Origin of the sequence: Tatumella ptyseos ATCC 33301 (assembly GCF_000735525.1) — a bacterium.
GTDB lineage: Bacteria > Pseudomonadota > Gammaproteobacteria > Enterobacterales > Enterobacteriaceae > Tatumella > Tatumella ptyseos.
In genome coordinates this window covers 83,966-102,850 of record NZ_JMPR01000018.1, presented here as the reverse complement: position 1 = coordinate 102,850, position 18,885 = coordinate 83,966, and the positions used below count along the sequence as shown (strand labels likewise).

The following is an 18,885-nucleotide window of genomic DNA, read 5'->3' as shown; positions in this document are numbered from 1 at the left end:
AACAGGGTTTAGCGCTATAACAGGATGAGACTAATAATGGAGTGGTTATGTTTAAATGTTTCTTTCCCAGACCGGGTCCCTTTTTCACCAGTGCAGCAATATGGAGTCTGATCACCATCGTCTGCTGGTTCTGTTTCGGTGAAACTGCGCCGATGCATTTTCCCGCACTGGCAAAGGCGGCGGCCAGCCCGCTCCCGAATACTGTTTTCCGCTTCGTACATCTCAGTCAGCTCTGGTTCTATCTCTATTTCTGGATAGCCACTGCACTCTTTGCGCTGGTCTGGCGCGCCATTGATAACCACCCGTGGCAGCTCTGGTCGGTCTGGGGATCGGCCCTGATCATCTTTTCGACCTGGTTTGGCGTTCAGGTCGGTGTTGCTATCAATGCCTGGTACGGTCCTTTTGGTGATTTGATCCAGAAAGCACTGACCAAGGCGGGATCGGTGCCGATCACCGTGTTTTATGATGAGATCATTGCCTTCCTGGGGATCGCCCTGGTGGCCGTGGTCATTGGTGTGATGAACTCCTTCTTTATCAGTCACTGGGTATTCCGCTGGCGTACAGCAATGAATAACTATTACATTGCTAACTGGCAGCATCTGCGTCATGTCGAAGGTGCCGCCCAGCGTGTGCAGGAAGATACCATGCGTTTTGCCGGTACGCTTGAGAGTTGGGGCGTGAGCTTTATTCAGGCCATTATGACGCTTATCGCCTTCCTGCCGGTGCTGGTAGGGCTGTCACACTACGTCAAAGATATTCCGCTATTGGGGAATATCCCGTATGCGCTGGTGATCATTGCTCTGCTGTGGGCACTGTTTGGCACCGGTTTACTGGCGGTGGTAGGCGTTAAATTACCGGGTCTGGAATTCCGTAATCAGCGGGTTGAAGCGGCCTACCGTAAGGAACTGATTTACGGGGAAGACCATGCCGACCGGGCGACACCGCCTACCGTCCATGAGCTGTTCAGTCAGGTCCGCTACAATTACTTCCGGCTCTACTTCCACTACCTGTACTTTAATATCACCCGTATTCTGTATCTGCAGGTCGATAATGTGTTCGGGCTGTTTGTGCTGTTCCCGTCCATTGTTGCCGGGACCATTACGCTGGGGATCATGAACCAGGTCTCTAATGTCTTTGACCAGGTGCGATCTTCATTCCAGTATCTGATCAATTCCTGGTCAACCCTGGTAGAGCTGATGTCTATCTATAAACGTCTGCGGAGTTTCGAACAGATCCTGCAGAACAAACCGCATGATGAAATGATGAACGACGCCGCAGAATAACGGCAGACCGCGTACCCGCCCCCAGGGTCGGGTACGCGGCTTATCGCTTCCCGGCCCGTTGTCGCCATTTTATAATAAAAAGCACGGTAACAAGGGTATGAGGATCCCCGGGGGTCAGGCCGCAGAATGCGTCAGAGTGACCGCAGAAAGCCTGAATGATACCGCGGACATCCACCCGCGGTTACCTGTTTATCATCCCGCCTTTTTACCGAGGATCACCGAATGAATCGAGCCCTATTCGTCTGTCTGTCGGGCCTGCTGACCAGCGTCCTGTCCGTACAAAGTATGGCGGCAGAAACCACGATAAAACAACTTCCGGTCAACGCTATCCATCCCACCCAGTCTGCCGTGGGGTATGATGAAATAAACTACAAAATTGCCCTTGATAAGGCCGACCCTGCCAAATTATTCACAGAATTTTGTGAGAATAACGGCGCAGGCAAAGTCAGGCAATATAACACCCACTCTGCGATCACCCGACCCGGCAGTTTCACCTGTCAGTCGCCGTATGGCACTTACCCTGACGCGGTAAAGAGTGCGGTCATAGCCCCGGATCATCAGGTCTATCTGACCGACGGACATCATACGATCAGTATTTTCCGTGACATTGCCGGTGATCAGAACTTTACCTTCAGTGTCCGTATTACTAACGATCTCAGTCAGTTGCCGGATATGGCGGCCTTCTGGCAATGGATGGAACAGCATAATCAGGCCTGGCTGAACGATCCGGCAGGAAAGCGTGTTAAGCCAGCAGATTTACCGGCACAGGTCGGCATGCAATTTATGGCGGACGATACGTACCGCTCGGTGATCTATTTTCTCCGCTCTGTGGCGTATAAGAAACCGAAAAATGCCCCGCCGTTCCTGGAGTTTTACTTAGGTGACTGGCTACGCCATCATCAGCCGGTGAGACCCGGAGAGCTGAAAACCAAAGCCGGCTATGCCGCATACCTTGCCCGTGCCGCCAATGCATTAGTGAATGCCAGCGGGTCGGAACACACGACGGCATCCCCGGACTCACCGACGCTCGGTCAGTCAGGTAAGCTGGATAAAGTTAATGTGAAAAAACTCGATAAGCTGAGTGAGAAAGGCGGGAAACTGTCGGTGTTATTCGGGGAGCGGGCGACATCCTGAGAGGAAAAACAGGGGGACCCGCCCCCTGTTCAGGCGATTACAGAGTAATACGCATCACTTCATCCGGTGCCGTTGCCGGTTTCTCACGGGAAGCCGGCTGTTTCACGGTAACAAACAGGCTCTTACCGTCGGCGGACAGCGCCAGACTGTTAGGCAGCCCCGGGGTTTTCACGGTCTGTTCCGGCTGGTAATTTTGGGTATTAATAATGCTGACCGTACCGGCCTGCCGGTGGGTCACATACAGCTGATGGCGCTGCGGGTTATACAGCACAGACAGGGATTCCGGGACAGTAATTTTCTCGATCACTTTATCGGTACGGGTATCCACCACCAGTACCCCGGGTTGCTTATAATCAGCAATAAACAGACGATGGCCCGCCGGGTCTGATGCAATATTCAGCAGCGCACTGTCGCCTTTCTCGATGAGTTTCTCTTTCTTTTCAATACGCTGAGTCGTTGTGTTGATCACGACCAGCTCGCCGTCGGCGTTAGAGATGTACAGCCGATGACGGGCGCTATCCAGCGCAACACCGGCCCCCAGTTTGCCGGTATGTTCGATGGTATTCAGCAGCGTCAGGTTCTTCGCATCAACCACCCAGACCACACTGTCCGCACCGACCCCCGGGATATAAAGACGGTCGTTTTCCGTATCAATCGCGATTTCACGGATCTGCAGCGGTCTGACCGTCTCACTGCGCTGACGGCTATCCAGCACCAGGTGTTTCAGTTGTTCGCCACTGCGGGTATCAATGGAGGTCAGCGAACTTTCGCGGCTGTTACCGAGGTAGAGGATACCGGTACGCGCATCCAGTGCCATCCCAAAAGGCTTATACTGGCTTTTCAGGGTTTGAGTTGTTTTTAAGTCCTGCGGGTCCAGCCGGTAGACAACTCCGCCCTGTTCGTCACGTCCCTGAGCGCCTGAAACATAAAGCGCATTCCCCGTCTGACTGTAGGCAAGTTCATAGAGTCCCTTTCCGACCGGCTGATGGAGGGTGGAAACCGGTTGGGCTGCAAAGCTGCCTGCGGAAAACAGTGCTGCTACCAGCACCAGAGGGCGGAAAAACGTCTGATGAGCCATCATGTTGTAAGTATCTCCAGAGTAATAAACGACGTATGACCGGACTTCTGCGGAGGCTATCCTTTTCCGCTGCCAGGGGTAATAAATGATTTTCTTTATGATAAGGATAATCATTTACACTTTAAATGAACAGCTTTTTATCCGCTACCAGGAGACCGTCAGAATACAGCGAAAGAGAAGATAAGAGAGTGAATGGTCACTTACCGACAGAACCTTCTGCCGGTAGGTATGGGAGTGAAAATCAGTGTTTTTCTGCCGCCGCCGTCAGTGCGGGGCGTATAAATCCCTGATGTGCTGTCAGCAGTTCTGCGGCCTGTGTTGCTGTCAGGCCCGCCAGGATCATCAGGATAGCGGTTTTGCAGTGGCCATTGCAGTCAGTGAGTGCCTGCTCCGCTTCAGAGCCTGTGCAATCGGTAGCCTGCATCACAATGTTGACCTGCCGTTTGACCAGTTTGGCATTGGTTGCCTCGACATCCACCATCAGATTACCGAAGACTTTTCCCCGGCGGATCATCGCCCCGGTGGTCAGCATATTCAGGACCAGTTTTTGTGCGGTTCCTGCTTTCATTCGCGACGACCCGGTAACGACTTCCGGCCCGACCACCGGCGTCAGGGCGATATCTGCCCGCTCTGCCATTTCGCTGTCAGGATTACAGCTCAGGGCCACGGTTTTCGCGCCACAACGGGCCGCATAAGCCATTGCCCCGAGAACATAGGGCGTCCTGCCGCTGGCCGCAATACCCACCAGAATATCGCTGGCAGTAAAACCGATGGCCTCTAAATCTGCGCGACCCTGGCTGTCGTTATCTTCTGCATTCTCTACCGCTTTCAGGATAGCCGGTTTCCCGCCCGCAATCAGGCCCACCACCTGCTCGTGCGGGGTACCGAAGGTTGGCGGGCACTCACTTGCATCAAGGATCCCTAACCTGCCTGAGGTACCGGCACCGCAATAAATTAACCGGCCACCGCGGGAAAATGCCTGTGTAATAGCATCAACGGCCCGGGCAATCTGCGGCAATATCGCTTCCACGGCCAGGGCCACTTTCTTATCTTCCTGGTTGATCACTGCCAGCATCTCTTCTGTCGACAACTGGTCAATATTTTCACTGGCAGGATTACGGCTTTCCGTAATCAGGGCGTTCAGATTGAGGGTCATAATGACTCCGGAATGAGGTCAGGACAGCCCGCATCATAAAACATGCATCGCAGAGGGAAAAGTGCCGTTCAGCACAGGGAGGTCATACCGGGGATATTCAGGAAAGCGGCTCTCTGCACCGGCAGGACCGGGCAGAGAGCCGGGACAAACAAACAGTGCTTAGTCGTTAGCCAGCTGATGCGCCTTCATTTTTTGCTCATAGGCTAAGGCTTTTTCAGTATCGAACTGCCCTTCCCAGCGGGAAATCACTAATACTGCCAGTGCATTACCCACGACATTGAGGGCGGTACGCGCCATATCCATAATACGGTCAACCCCGGCAATAAAGGCCAGCCCTTCGAGCGGGATACCCACACTGCCCAGGGTCGCCAGCAGTACCACAAAGGATACGCCCGGCACACCGGCAATACCTTTCGAGGTCACCATCAGGGTCAGCACCAGGACAATTTCGCTGGTCAGCGATAAATCGATACCATACAACTGCGCGATAAAGATGGCAGCAATACTCTGATACAGCGTCGAACCATCCAGGTTAAAAGAATAACCCGTCGGCACCACAAAGCTGGTAATTGACTTTGGCGCACCATAGGCCTCCATCTTTTCCATGATCCGTGGCAGTACCGTCTCTGAACTCGAGGTGGAATAAGCGAGGATCAGTTCATCTTTAAGGATGCGCATAATCGTCATAATGCGCAGTCCGCAAATCCTGGCGACGATCCCCAGAACCACAAAGGCGAACAGTAAAATGGCCACGTACACCAGACCGACCAGCTTTGCCAGCGGCAGCAGTGAGGCAAAACCAAAATTCGCCAGTGTGACGGTGATCAGGGCAAAAACACCCACCGGTGCATAGCGCATGATCATATTCGTCACTTTGAACATGGTTTCAGACACGCCACGGAACACAGAGACCAGAGGGTCACGTTGTTCCGCAGGCAGCGCAGACAGCCCCATGCCAAACAGTACAGAGAAGAAAATAATGGCCAGCATATCGCCATTCACCAGCGACACAAAAATGTTCTGCGGGATAATGGATAAGATAGTGCTGACCAGGCTGTGCGCACCACTTTCTACCTGTTGGGTGGTCGCCTCGTATTTAGAGATATCCGTCGTGGTCAGCGTTGACATATCGATGCCCGCGCCCGGATGGAACACATTAGCCAGCGTGATCCCAAGGATAATGGCAACTGTGGTGATTATCTCAAAATAGAGGATCGTTTTAACGCCGATCCGCCCCAGCTTTTTAGCATCACCGACACCGGCAATACCGATAATCAGTGAAGAAACCACAATAGGAACAACAATCATCTTAATCAGATGAATAAAAATATCACCGGCCGGTTTCAGAATATTGAGGATTAACCAGTCACGGTATTCAGGCTGATTATGCAAAACGGTACCCGCTACAATACCTAAAATCAGTGCAATCAGTATTTGCCAGGCAAGACTAATCTTTATGCCTTTTTTCATTTTTAATTCCTTAGTCAGACTTCCTTTTCGCTTTTCAGCAAAAAACTACTCAGTGAAGTGAACAAACACCGGGTAAAACAGCTCTTTTCCGTGGGAAAAAACACATAACACCCTGCATAAGAGTGAGATAAGTACCATTTTCACCCCGGTTCTGGCAACCTTATTCCGAAATCTGTAAAAAGTTAACTTAACCCGAAAAGGTCATTCAGGATCTTCAGTTTTTATATAACTAACTGTTATAAAAAGAGATAATCCACTGCAAATCCCCGTCTCATTGTCCGATCATCACGACAATAAATTTCATAAATCTTATAGATTTACAGAGTGATTCATAGGAAAAGGTAATAACTGTTACTTTCAATCGTTACTTTATAGTTCAGGGAGTTACCGCCTGATAATCCGACTTTTCTCCGCTGCGTGATCAGCAACTCAAATACAACACATTTTTTTAACACCATCTAAACAAAATTGTATAACCATAAAACCAACAAACAGACGTGGAAACCTGCTATGAGCCACCATGATAAGCACCCGATATCCCCGGAAATTGCCGCCAACGCGTTGATTAATGCCGAGCAATATACCGCGATGTATCAGCAGTCCGTGGAACAACCGGATATTTTTTGGGGTCGACAGGGCCACATCCTCGACTGGATCACACCTTATCAGACAGTAAAAAATACCTCTTTTGCACCGGGTGATATACGTATCCGTTGGTATGAAGACGGGACACTGAATCTTGCCGCTAACTGTATTGACCGCCATCTGGCCACTCACCCGGATAAAACCGCTATCCTCTGGGAAGGCGATGATGCCAGCCAGAGCCGGCAACTGACTTACCGTCAACTGCATGAGCAGGTTTGCCGCGCAGCGAATATGCTGACGGCGCTGAACGTACAAAAAGGGGACGTGGTCGCCATTTATATGCCGATGGTGCCTGAAGCCGCTATCGCAATGCTGGCCTGCGCCCGTATCGGTGCCGTGCATACCGTCATTTTTGGCGGTTTTTCGCCGGATGCCGTTGCCGGACGTATCACTGACTGCGCCGCCAAAATAGTGATCACCGCAGACGAAGGTATCCGTGCCGGACGTCCTATTCCGCTGAAGAAAAACGTCGACGAAGCACTGAAAAACCCGACGGTCACCAGCGCCGAAAAAGTCATTGTCTTCAAACGTACCGGCGCCCCGGGCGAATGGCTGACCGGGCGGGATCTCTGGTGGCATGAGCTGATGGCGTCTGCCGATGCAGAACACACCCCGGTGCCGGTCAATGCCGAAGATCCGCTATTCATCCTCTACACCTCGGGTTCTACAGGGAAACCCAAAGGCGTTCTGCATACGACCGGCGGATATCTGGTATACGCAGCCACGACCTTTAAATATGTCTTTGATTATCATCCGGAAGATATCTACTGGTGTACTGCAGATGTCGGCTGGATCACTGGTCATAGCTATCTGGTCTACGGCCCGCTGGCCTGTGGTGCAACCACCCTGATGTTTGAAGGTGTGCCTAACTGGCCAACACCGGCCCGGATGGCCCAGGTGGTCGACAAATATCAGGTGTCTATCCTCTACACCGCACCCACAGCTATCCGTGCGCTGATGGCCGAAGGGGAAAGTGCCATTGCCGGCACCCGGCGTGACAGTCTGCGTATTCTGGGCTCCGTCGGTGAGCCGATTAACCCGGAAGCCTGGGAATGGTATTACCGCGCCATCGGTAACAGTCATTGCCCGATTGTCGACACCTGGTGGCAGACAGAAACCGGCGGCTTAATGATCACCCCGCTACCCGGGGCAACCGAACTCAAAGCCGGGTCGGCCACACGTCCGTTCTTTGGTGTACAGCCGGCCTTGCTGGATAACGACGGGGTTCCGCTGGAAGGCGCCTGTGAAGGGAATCTGGTGATCACTGATTCCTGGCCAGGCCAGGCCCGGACGCTGTTCGGCGACCATGCCCGCTTTGAACAAACCTATTTCTCGGCCTTCAGAAATTGTTACTTCAGTGGTGACGGTGCACGCCGTGATGCCGACGGGGACTACTGGATCACCGGGCGGGTGGATGATGTGTTAAATGTTTCCGGCCACCGTCTGGGCACGGCAGAGATCGAATCTGCCCTGGTGTCACATCCTAAAATTGCCGAGGCCGCCGTTGTCGGGATCCCTCATGCCATCAAGGGCCAGGCCATCTATGCGTATGTTACGCTCAATGCCGGCGAAGAGCCGACACCGGAACTCTATACAGACGTCCGCCAGTGGGTACGTAAAGAAATCGGCCCGCTAGCGACTCCGGATGTTTTACACTGGGCGGAGATGTTACCGAAAACCCGGTCAGGGAAAATTATGCGCAGGATCCTGCGTAAGATTGCGGCCGGAGAAACCTCAGGGCTTGGCGACACATCCACGCTGGCAGACCCGGGGGTCGTTGAGAGATTACTGGAAGAACAACAGACGATTAACCTGCCCGGCAAGGGCTGAAACCAGGGACGCAGTTTGCGTCCCTGCGGTGTCCCGCGGGATCACCTTCCGCGGGACTATATCATGATCAGAAGCTGACTGAAGCACTGATATAAGGACCGTCAACCAGCACGTTATCCTTATTATTGTTGGTGTTCTTCAGGCCCACATACTGATAGCCGGCACGTAAGCTTACCAGTGAAATCGGGCTGAAGCTTATCCCGCCAGCGACTTCCTGATAGCGCTCCAGGTGGTCAGAGAAGGATTTTGGTGCATAGTAATACTCACCGTACAGGCCCCACATGCTGTTAAGCTGGTAGCTTGCACCGGAGCCGACCGCTACGGTAAAGCCGTCTTTACCGTCTGCCGGATGGGTAAACAGGGCTTTAGCGGCCGGAGAGACGTTAAACGGCCCCACAGAGAGGTTATAGCCCAGTGTGGCACCACTCACGCTGCCATCATCATTGCTGCGTAACCAGTTTCCTTTCAGGAACAGGCCCGGAGACTGACTGCCAAGCCCCACACTCAGGTTAGTGCTGTGTTCCCCGACATCCACACTTCCTTCAACGGCCTGCGCCATACCGCTGGTGACCAGACCGGCCAGCCCGAGGGCCAGGATGGTTTTTTTCATTATATTTACTCCCGAAAAATTAAAAGACGTGCTGCGCGGGTATTTGAACAGCAAGGAAAACAACCGGCAACAGGTTTCTAAGTAAACGGAAGTAACTTTCGTCGTATTCTGAAATGCTTTAGTTTTTCAACGTCCACATAACATGACCAATAATAGGCGCAGCCAGCACCGTCACCACGCCAGCCAGCATCATCACCAGGCTGGAGACCACCCCCTCCTGAGGGCCTATCTGATAGGCTCTGGCCGTGCCGGCACCGTGTGACGCAGCACCCAGACCTGCGCCCTTCGCCATGCCCTGTTTGATGGCAATACGCAGAAACAGAAAATCTCCCATTGCCATACCAAATACCCCGGTCAGCACCACAAACAATGCGACAAGATCCGGCTGTCCTCCTACCGGCTTAGCGGCTGCCAGCGCAAAAGGCGTGGTAATCGAGCGAACCGCCAGACTCCGCTGGATCTCCACCGGCAGGGTAAATAACCGGGCCAGCCACACAGAACTACAGACGGCAACCAGGGTTGCCGTGATCACACCCGCGGTCAGTGACATCCAGTGGCGTTTGATAATGGCAATGTTCTCATACACCGGAACCGCAAACGCCAGTGTGGCAGGCCCCAGCAACCAGATCAGCCAGTGGCTGTCGGCAATATAATCTTTCCAGGTAATATGCGTAATAAGCAGCATGACCACCAGTACCATCGGGGTCATCACCAGTGGCATCAGGATCAGCTTACGCCAGCGGGTATACAGCCGCTTATTCACGTAATACACCAGTAGCGTCAGTACAAAACAAAGAACACTGACAAGAAAATCACTCATGACGGACCAGCTTACGCTCTGCACGAGCGATCTCAAACTGGTAGATACGTTGCACCACCAGCGAGGTTGCAACAAGTACCAGCATGGTACTGATAGCGATCACCAGGCAGATACGCACGCCATCCTGGCGTAACAACGGGCCGTAATTAATGACCGCCACCACCGCAGGGATAAAAAACAGTAACATCTCGGCCAGCAGCCAGTTGGACCCTGCTTTTACCCATTTTAATGGCAGGACGCGGCTCACAATCAGAAACAGCAGAAGTACCATGCCTACAATATTCGCCGGCAGGGGAATATGCAGCCAGACCACCAATTGTTCAGAAAATAAAAACAGACCAATATAAATCAGTACCTGCACAGGCAACTGCAACAAATGGGGTAATTTTGTCAGCCGCTGTGAACGAAGGGCTGCAAGCATGGTGAACTCCTCACGAATAATTGATACAGGAAGTATACAACCTGGTTACCGGGTGAATAAAATGAACTAAAATTATCTTAACCATGCCATTTAGGAATAGTTATGGATGTAAAGGCGATTCGCTACTTTACTGAAGTAGTCCGTCAGCAGAGTTTTACCCGTGCGGCAGAAAAGTTATACGTCACCCAGCCGACCATCAGCAAAATGCTGCGTCAGCTGGAAGAAGAGCTGGGATGCACGCTGTTACTAAGAGAAGGGCGTAAGCTCTACCTGACCGACAGCGGTAAAGCGGTTTATCAGCGCGGACTGACGATACTGCAGGAATTCCGCCAGCTGGAAGCCGAAATCGGCGATATCAACCAGTTAAAAACCGGCGAACTCAGGCTGGGTATTCCGCCCATGGTCGGTATGCAGATTGTCGGCTCTATTTCTGCTTTCCATAAACGTTATCCGGGTGTGGAACTTAAAATTTCCGAATTCGGCGGACTGGCCGCCCAACAGGCCGTACTGCAGGGACGGCTGGATATCGCCATGACAGCGCTGCCGGCAGAAAATGAATTCCCTCTCCAGGTTCTGCCTCTGTTAGAACACCGGTTATGTGTGCTGGTACCGCGCACCGAAGAGTGGCAGGCCCGCGAGCGTCTGACGCTGGAAGAGGTTGCCCGTTATCCTCTGCTGGTTTTCAACGAAGAATTTTCGCTTAATCGCCAAATCAGTAAATCTTTCCAGCGCCAGGGGCTGACCCCGGATATTGCTATCCAGAGCGGACAATGGGATTTTCTGGCAACCATGGTACAGGCAGGGATGGGGGTGGCGATTTTACCGGAGCCTATTTGTCAGCGCCTTGACCCGGCATCACTGCTCTGGCTGCCTCTGGAATCGGAACTGACCTGGACTCTGGGGCTGGTCTGGCGGGAAGGTAATTACATCTCAAGCAGTACCCGGGCATGGATCCAATGCTGTCGGGACTACTGGCCGGACAGTTCTGCGCTGTTAACACTCTGATATCCGGCCGGGGAGCTGCGTTCCCCGGCCATCCGCCTTACTCTTCTTTTTCTATCAGTAATGCTTCCAGCAAATCCAGGTCACGCAACAGTTTTTGCATCGACTCATTGCTGATCTGCTGAGTGGCGCGCATATGATAAACCTCTGCCCTTTCAGAACGTAGTGCGGTCAGACGGAAACGCCGTTCCAGGTTCTCTGCAAACAGTACCCGTTCAGGATCGTCCTTACCGTCAATCCTGCGACGCAGATTACCGCTCACCCGGGAACTGACCTCCTTCAGAAGATCCGGGTCGATGTTTTCTTCACTGTCTTTGGCCAGACGCTCTTCCATTTTATAGAGACTGTCGATAGCGACTTTTGCCATCACCGCCCTGGCCGTCCGCAGCTCACGGGCATTCTCACTGTGATCCATTCCCGGCATTCCCCGTAGCAGCAACGGTAAGATAACCACCCCGGCAATCAGCGAGAACATGATAACGCCGGTGGCCAGAAAAACCAGTTCGTAACGGGCAGGGAAAGCATCACCATTGACCATGAACAGCGGAATAGATAACACACCGGCCAGCGTCACCGCCCCGCGAACCCCGGCGAAGGTGGCAACGAACAATTCACGCAAGGAATAGTTGCTGAATTCCAGCGGACTCTTCTTCAGTAAGCGCAGACTGAAACGTTGCATCACATACAACCAGCCAAACCGCACGGCCAGTAGCGCGATGTAAATCATGCCAACATCCATCAACAGGATCCAGATACTGACATTCTGATCGGCATTGGCCTGAACAATCGATGTTTCCAGGATGCTCGGTAATTGTAACCCGAGCATCAGGAACACCATGCCGTTAAAGACAAATTCCAGCATCTGCCAGACACTGTTTGCACGTAAGCGCATCGCCAGCGGGGCCTGACGGATAATGCCGGAACGGGTGATGGTCATCCCGGCCGCGACAGCCGCCAGGATACCTGAGAAACCGAAATGTTCAGCAATCAGGTAAGAGGCAAAAGGCAGTAACAGCAGCAGGACGGTCTGTGTGGCCGGATCATCACCGCTCCAGCGGCTCAGCAAACGTAATGATTTACCGTACAGCCAGCAAATGGCAACACCGGCCAGCAGCCCGCCCACAGCCACTTTCAGAAACTCAATAGTGGCACCTGACCAGGTAAACACCATGGTTCCCATCGCGACCGCGACCGCAAATTTCAGTGACACCAGGCCGGAGGCATCGTTCATCAACGCTTCCCCCTGGACAATCGACATGATTTTCTTAGGGATCCTGCCCTCACCGACAATCCCGGACAGTGCGACCGCATCTGTCGGGGAAAGCACCGCCGCCAGCGCAAAGGCCGGGATCAACGGGATACCGGGTACCGTCCAGTAGATCAGATAACCGATCCCCACCACCGTGATCAACACCAGCACCAGTGCCAGCCCGATGATTTCACGGCCATGATGCAGAAACTCACTGGTCGGCGTTTTCCAGCCATCGGCAAATAACAACGGCGGAATAAACAATACCAGGAAGAGTTCCGGGTCGAAATCAACATGTAACCCGATAGAAGGCCATGCAAGAATGGCCCCGGCAATAATCTGCATCAGAGGCAGTGGAATATGGAAAGGGAGTAACCGGCTGGCCACCCCGGACAGGGAGACCACCAGGGTCATAATCAGTATGGTAAAGAAGATTTCCATGCTTACTTTCTAGCCTCTTCTGCAACAGTTAATGGTGATAGCACATTTCCGGAATGCCCATAGTGTAAAACAAAACCATTACAATACGTGCATCCTGATGTGCGACAGACCATAATTGTCAGAGGTTTACAGAGTAATCCCCCGGGGACAGGCGCTAAAGCGCCCAGCCTCCTGCGTAAAATATCGCCAGCGCCGCAGCAATAATCACGATGGCACTGTTCAGCTTCCGCCACTCAGCCGCAAACAACCGTCCGATGACCAGGGTCACAAACCCCAGCATAATCCCGGTCACGATATTACAGGTCAGTACAATAAACACGGCGGTGACCAGTCCCGACATGGCATCCACAGTATCGCCGGAAACGACTTTGGCGACATTTTTTAACATCAGTAAGCCGACATACATCAGCGCCGGTGCCGTGGCATACGCCGGAACCAGACCGGCCAGCGGCGACATAAACAACACCATTAAAAACAGCAACCCGACCACCACGGCCGTCAGCCCGGTTTTCCCGCCTGCAGCCGTTCCTGCCGCTGACTCGATATAGACTGCCGCCGGGGAAGCCCCGACCACTGCGGCAAACAGGCTGGTCACCGAATCACTGGTCAGTGCTTTTCCGCCGTTGATAATTTGCCCGTCGTCATCCAGCAGATCGGCCTGACCGGCCACCGCACGGATGGTGCCGCTGGCATCGAAGACCGCCGTCATGACCAGTGCCAGTACCACGGGTAAGACCGCCGGATGTAATGCTCCGGCGATATCCAGGCTGAACCACTGCGAATGCCCCTGAGCATCCTGCAGGTGAGGCAAAGCAAAAATGCCCTGATAGCGGATAGACGGGTCAAGCCACAATCCTGCCAGAGAAATGGCAATGATCACCCAGACGATACTGCCAGGGACACGACGTTTTTCGAGGCCGATAATGGCAGCCAGTCCGCCCAGCGCCATCAGTGCCTGAAGCGACGTAAAATGCCCCAGCGCAACCGGTAAACCCGCTTCCGGATTTTTTACCACCAGCCCGACACCGTTTGCGGCGATCAATAACAGAAATAAGCCAATCCCGACGCCGGTTCCGTGGGCGATGCCCTTAGGAAGGTTACGTAAGATCCAGCCCCGGATGCCGGTCACAGAAACCAGGGTAAACAGCACGCCCATCAGAAACACCGCTCCGGTCGCCACAGGGACAGAGATATGTTTGCCAATCACCAGGCTGAATGCCGTAAACGCCGTCAGTGATATCGCACAACCTATCGCCAGCGGCAGATTTGCCCACAATCCCATCAGCAAAGAACCAAAACAGGCCACCAGGCAGGTCGCAACAAAGGTTGCCTGGGGCGAAAACCCGGCAGAACCCAGCATCTCCGGCACAACAATCACTGAATAGACCATGGCCAGAAAGGTAGTAAGCCCGGCAATCACTTCCTGGCGCAGACTGCTGCCCCGCTCAGAAATTTTAAACCACCTGTCCAGCCGTCCTGAAGATGGCCGCGGGTCGTAAGACATAAAAAGTCCTCTGGTATAGATATTATTATTTATTAGTGATGCGTCTGTCGTCAGAGCAGCATTTTTTTGAGATGGCGGCGGATGCCGCCGGAGCAGGATAAACACGCGTCACCGCCCCTGAAAGGTCGGTGATTATCCGGTTATAAGAGCGACTTTCAACCTTTGTTTTGGAATTGCTTCTTTTGCCGGCCTGACAGCGCAGCAGAATGGCCGTCGGCGTGCTCTTCCTGTCCTTGTTCCAGCAGGACCGCCCCCTGCCCGCGGTCAGCTAAATGATCCCCCGGATTACGTAACGGACAATCCCGCATGGATAAACAGCCACAACCGATACAGCCGTTCAAATCATCCCGCAGGCGGGTCAGTGATTCTATCCGCTTATCCAGTTCTGCCCGCCAGTAACCGGTCAGCGTTTCCCACTCACTGGCAGACATCCGTTTATCTGCAGGCAGTAAGGCCAGGTTATCGCTGACCTCGGATAACGGCAGGCCGATACGCTGAGCCACCTTAATAATGGCGACACGGCGCAGCACATCACGGCTATAACGGCGCTGATTGCCGCTATTTCTGCTACTGGAGATCAGCCCCTTACTCTCGTAGAAATGCAGCGCGGAGACAGCAACCCCGCTTCGCCTGGCCACCTCTCCGGGGGTCAGTACCGGCTTAGGATAATTTCTCTCTTTTTTCATTTCATGCTTTACCTCAAGTTAACTTGAGGAATTATACTTCAGACCGTTGAATATTTCGAACTCCCGCCCCGGGTACAGATATCGCCGTAAGGACAGGACTATGATGCAAGAAGAGATCATTCATTCGCTCACCCAGTGGATTAATCAGAATCTGGGTAAACAATTATCGATCGATGAAGTCGCCGCCAAATCAGGATATTCGAAATGGCACCTGCAACGTATGTTCCGTGCGGTCACACAGCAGACACTCGGGGACTATATTCGTGAAAGACGCCTGGAAATGGCGGCCGATGCCTTGTGTAAAACACGGCGGCCGGTCTTCGATATCGCTTTGCAGTTTGGCTACGATTCGCAGCAGACCTTTTCACGCGTATTTCGCCGGCAGTTTGATCAGACACCGACCGCATACCGTCAGGCCATGCGTAGTCAGATCCTGAGAGGCTCTTCCGCTCCCCGTCATGAAAGCGCTCGTGGCGAGCGACATACTCCGTTAGCCTCCGGGATCTTATAATCCTGTCGTTTCCCTGTCTTATCTCTACTGCGGGAGTGCATGCGCCAGCCTGCCTCCCTCTTTAGTCTTCTCTCCCCTTTTCCGTGCTCCCCGGCCTGATAGCGATTTCCCGGTGTCATCCCGTGACTGCCCGCCAGACCCGGCCGGAAATAACGTCACCGTTACGCTTCTCCCGGCAGCCTTCAGGCTCAGCCTCCCCCGGCACTGCCACTCAATACTGCCAATACCGGCCCGCAGTAATATCGTTGCCTCACCGGGTTTCAGCAGGTGTGAGATCTTCTCCCCGGACACCAGGCACTGACCCGCCGATACGTGTCCGTAACGCCCTAGCGTCGTCCCGGTATCAGATGTCACTCCGGTACGATCCCTTGTCGTTTAGCGAATGGTGACCTGGCCCGCTGAAAAAGGGTAAAAAAAATCCCCGCTGACATTTTCATGCCGGCGGGGATGGATTACCTGGTCTCTGACAGCAGACACCCTGGGGTGCCCGCCTCATTAACACTTAAGGTAATTTATAAGCAACGATGTAGTCACCCAGTTTGGTACCGAACGAACCGTGGCCGCCGGCAACAATCACCAGATACTGCTTACCGTTTACTTCATAGGTCATCGGTGTTGCCTGACCCCCTGCTGGCAGACGAGCCTGCCACAGCAGTTTACCGTCACGTACGCTGTAAGCACGGATGTAGTTATCCAGTGTTGCAGCGATAAAGAATACGTTACCGGCAGTGGTGATTGGTGCGCCCAGCATTGGGGTACCGACAGTCATTGGTGGTAATGGGATCGGACCGCCGCTGTCACGGATAGTACCGATACGTTTTTTCCACACAATTTTGTTGGTTTTCAGGTCAATCGCTGAAACGAAGCCCCATGATGGTTCCATACAAGGCAGACCTAATGGTGACAGGAATGCACTCAGTTCAACACCATAAGGAACACCGTACATGTGCTGCAGACCGGCTTCTGAACCTGAACCACCCGCTGCACCTTCACCAGGTTCCTCCGGGTTGTTCGGACCACGAGGGATCAGTTTAGAAACGAATGGCAGCTGCATCGGGTTAGCAATCGCGAACTGATCCTGACCGTTCACTGAAATACCGCCCCACTCGAACATCCCCAGGTTACCCGGGAATACCAGAGTACCCTGCTCTGAAGGAGGAGTGAAAGTCCCTTCGTAACGCAGGCGATGGAACATAATACGACACACCATCTGGTCGAACATGGTGCCGCCCCACATCTGCTTACCGGTCAGCTTAGCCTCAGGACGGAAAGTCAGGTCTGAGAATGGCTGAGTCGGAGACAGGTGGTCACCTTTGGCAGGGCCCTGTGGTACAGGACGCTCAGTGGCAGGAACCACCAGCTGGCCGGTTTCACGGTTCAGGACAAAGATGTTACCCACTTTGGTCGGAACATAGATGACCGGAATGGTTTTACCGTCTTTATCGGTGATATTAGCCAGTGAAGGCTGTGCCGGAATATCCATATCCCACAGGTCGTGGTGGACAGTCTGGTAGAACCAGGCTTCTTTACCGGTAGAGGCGTGTAACGCCAGGATACCACTCGCATAACGTTCCTGATCAGGAGTACGATCGCCACCCCAGATATCCGGTGTGGTGACACCCATAGGCAGGTAGACTAAATCCAGTTTGGCATCGTACGCTGCAGGTGCCCAGGAGTTAGGGGAGTTAGGCGTATAGTGCTGACCGTCTGCCGGGATAGCGTTAGGATCTTTCGCACCCGGGTCGAATGCCCATACCAGTTTACCGGTATTCACATCGAAGCCACGGATAACACCTGAAGGCTCACGGGTTGAGTAGTTATCAGTCACCGCACCGGCAACAACAATCACGTTATTGGTGATCACCGGCGGTGAAGTTGGCTCATAGCCACCCGGATAAGCGTTAGGCTGCTGATGTTGCAGATCCAGCGTACCGTTGTTACCGAAGTCTTTACACAGTTGTCCGCTTTCTGCATCAACAGCAATCAGACGACCATCGTTGACCGGCAGGTAAATACGACGTGAACACATTGCCGGAGCCACAGGGGCATTACCCGGAGCCACTGCTGGCTGAATTTCATGGTAAGCAACACCACGACAAGTCATGTGCTGGAAGGTCGGGTTGTATTTGATCTTAGGATCAAAACGCCATTTTTCTTTACCGGTCGCTGCATCGATAGCGACCAGGATCTGGTGCGCAGTACAGGTATAGAGCAGGTTACCGACTTTCAGTGGCGTCGCTTCGTTGGTGATTTCACCCGGATCATCCGCACGCTTCAGGTCGCCCGACTGATAAACCCAGGCCACTTGCAGGTTTTTAACGTTAGTGTCGTTAATCTGGCTCAGCGGAGAATAGCGGTCACCGGCCTGAGTACGGCCATAAGCTTCCCAGTTTGCTGCCGGCATATTCGCGCCTGGCTGCTCAACGCCGGAATTCTGAAGGTTCAGAGTGCCGTAGACTGACTGAGGATCCTTACCGAAGAACGCCGTCACTACCATCGCCAGGTTAATCACAATTGCGATAACCATCAGAGCGGTAGATTTCTTGTTAGGCGCTGCCAGCTGGCGGTAGACGAACGGCAGGATCATCCAGATACCGAACAGTACCCAAATATCCAGACGTGGCGCCAATGCCCAGAAGTCCAGACCGGCTTCGTAGTAGGACCAGATAGCGGTCGCTAACAGGATGAGTGCGTAAAGATAAAAAGCACAGCTTCTTTTCTTTAACAGCAGGACAGTAAACACCGCCATCGCGATGCCGCTGATCAGGTAGTAAGCACTGCCACCCAGGGAGAGCAACCAGCCACCGCCGATGATCAACCACAGGGTACAGAATACCGATATAAGTAGAGTGATGAGGCGTAAGCCTCTGGATTGCCGTGACATTCAATTAACCTTTAAGTTAACAACTGTATACATACGTAAAAGTTGCAATAGGGTATTCCTTTTTTCTGTCTATTAGTATCGTTTTTTGTGATCAGAGCACATTGACAATAACATTTGTTAATATTTCTCATGACAATGCACCAACAATTATCCTCATTTAT

At 53.0% G+C, this 18,885-nt stretch carries 16 protein-coding genes; 5 read left to right on the top strand and 11 right to left on the bottom strand.

The annotated features are described in order from the left end of the window. Positions 1 to 47: 47 nt before the first annotated feature. Entirely contained in the window at positions 48 to 1,283 is a 1,236-nt protein-coding gene (gene sbmA / locus GTPT_RS04735) for a peptide antibiotic transporter SbmA (RefSeq protein WP_025901037.1), read from the top strand. Positions 1,284 to 1,505: 222 nt separating this feature from the next. Next, complete coding sequence (locus tag GTPT_RS04730; RefSeq protein WP_038010979.1) at positions 1,506 to 2,417, top strand: ParB/Srx family N-terminal domain-containing protein; 912 nt, start codon at positions 1,506 to 1,508, stop codon at positions 2,415 to 2,417. A 37-nt stretch (positions 2,418 to 2,454) separates the two neighbouring features. Here the strand turns inward: GTPT_RS04730 and yncE are convergent, their stop codons facing one another. The 3 genes from yncE to gltP all read right to left on the bottom strand — a co-directional run bounded on the left by yncE (position 2,455) and on the right by gltP (position 6,121). Next, the gene (gene yncE, locus GTPT_RS04725; RefSeq protein ID WP_029990550.1) at positions 2,455 to 3,498 is read right to left on the bottom strand and encodes a 7-bladed beta-propeller protein YncE; all 1,044 of its coding nucleotides are present in this window, start codon (positions 3,496 to 3,498) and stop codon (positions 2,455 to 2,457) included. 238 nt (positions 3,499 to 3,736) lie between these two features. Next, positions 3,737 to 4,651 carry an N-acetylmuramic acid 6-phosphate etherase gene (gene murQ / locus GTPT_RS04720; protein WP_029990547.1) on the bottom strand — a complete coding sequence of 305 codons (915 nt, stop codon included), beginning with the start codon at positions 4,649 to 4,651 and terminating at the stop codon, positions 3,737 to 3,739. A 159-nt stretch (positions 4,652 to 4,810) separates the two neighbouring features. After that, positions 4,811 to 6,121 (bottom strand): glutamate/aspartate:proton symporter GltP, encoded by a 1,311-nt coding sequence (gene gltP, locus GTPT_RS04715; RefSeq protein ID WP_025901033.1) that lies wholly within the window; start codon positions 6,119 to 6,121, stop codon positions 4,811 to 4,813. A 510-nt stretch (positions 6,122 to 6,631) separates the two neighbouring features. Between gltP and acs the strand changes: the two genes are divergently transcribed. Further along, entirely contained in the window at positions 6,632 to 8,596 is a 1,965-nt protein-coding gene (gene acs, locus GTPT_RS04710) for an acetate--CoA ligase (protein WP_029990545.1), read from the top strand. A 67-nt stretch (positions 8,597 to 8,663) separates the two neighbouring features. On the opposite strand, the gene GTPT_RS04705 is transcribed toward acs, so the two are convergent. The 3 genes from GTPT_RS04705 to GTPT_RS04695 form a co-directional block, all read right to left on the bottom strand. Continuing rightward, positions 8,664 to 9,206: a YfaZ family outer membrane protein gene (locus GTPT_RS04705; RefSeq protein WP_025901031.1), complete on the bottom strand. Its 543-nt coding sequence runs from the start codon at positions 9,204 to 9,206 to the stop codon at positions 8,664 to 8,666. Between the two features lie 118 nt (positions 9,207 to 9,324). Further along, positions 9,325 to 10,026 (bottom strand): LrgB family protein, encoded by a 702-nt coding sequence (locus GTPT_RS04700; RefSeq protein ID WP_025901030.1) that lies wholly within the window; start codon positions 10,024 to 10,026, stop codon positions 9,325 to 9,327. After that, positions 10,019 to 10,447 (bottom strand): CidA/LrgA family protein, encoded by a 429-nt coding sequence (locus GTPT_RS04695; RefSeq protein ID WP_025901029.1) that lies wholly within the window; start codon positions 10,445 to 10,447, stop codon positions 10,019 to 10,021. Before GTPT_RS04695 ends, GTPT_RS04700 begins: the two co-directional genes overlap by 8 nt. A 102-nt stretch (positions 10,448 to 10,549) precedes the next feature. On the opposite strand from GTPT_RS04695, the gene GTPT_RS04690 reads away from it, so the two are divergent. Further along, entirely contained in the window at positions 10,550 to 11,452 is a 903-nt protein-coding gene (locus GTPT_RS04690; RefSeq protein WP_025901028.1) for a LysR family transcriptional regulator, read from the top strand. Positions 11,453 to 11,489: 37 nt separating this feature from the next. On the opposite strand, the gene GTPT_RS04685 is transcribed toward GTPT_RS04690, so the two are convergent. The 3 genes from GTPT_RS04685 to soxR all read right to left on the bottom strand — a co-directional run bounded on the left by GTPT_RS04685 (position 11,490) and on the right by soxR (position 15,329). After that, complete coding sequence (locus tag GTPT_RS04685; protein ID WP_025901027.1) at positions 11,490 to 13,139, bottom strand: Na+/H+ antiporter; 1,650 nt, start codon at positions 13,137 to 13,139, stop codon at positions 11,490 to 11,492. Between the two features lie 154 nt (positions 13,140 to 13,293). After that, the gene (locus tag GTPT_RS04680) at positions 13,294 to 14,643 is read right to left on the bottom strand and encodes an NCS2 family permease (protein ID WP_029990543.1); all 1,350 of its coding nucleotides are present in this window, start codon (positions 14,641 to 14,643) and stop codon (positions 13,294 to 13,296) included. A 155-nt stretch (positions 14,644 to 14,798) separates the two neighbouring features. Next, the gene (soxR, locus tag GTPT_RS04675) at positions 14,799 to 15,329 is read right to left on the bottom strand and encodes a redox-sensitive transcriptional activator SoxR (protein WP_025901025.1); all 531 of its coding nucleotides are present in this window, start codon (positions 15,327 to 15,329) and stop codon (positions 14,799 to 14,801) included. A 100-nt stretch (positions 15,330 to 15,429) separates the two neighbouring features. Here soxR and soxS point away from each other — a divergent pair, with 100 nt between their 5' ends. Next, the gene (soxS, locus tag GTPT_RS04670; RefSeq protein ID WP_081671465.1) at positions 15,430 to 15,840 is read left to right on the top strand and encodes a superoxide response transcriptional regulator SoxS; all 411 of its coding nucleotides are present in this window, start codon (positions 15,430 to 15,432) and stop codon (positions 15,838 to 15,840) included. 24 nt (positions 15,841 to 15,864) lie between these two features. On the opposite strand, the gene GTPT_RS04665 is transcribed toward soxS, so the two are convergent. Next, positions 15,865 to 16,194, bottom strand: coding sequence for a hypothetical protein (locus tag GTPT_RS04665; protein WP_029990539.1), 330 nt, complete (start codon positions 16,192 to 16,194; stop codon positions 15,865 to 15,867). A 148-nt stretch (positions 16,195 to 16,342) separates the two neighbouring features. Continuing rightward, entirely contained in the window at positions 16,343 to 18,724 is a 2,382-nt protein-coding gene (locus tag GTPT_RS04660; RefSeq protein WP_029990537.1) for a glucose/quinate/shikimate family membrane-bound PQQ-dependent dehydrogenase, read from the bottom strand. Positions 18,725 to 18,885 lie beyond the last annotated feature (161 nt).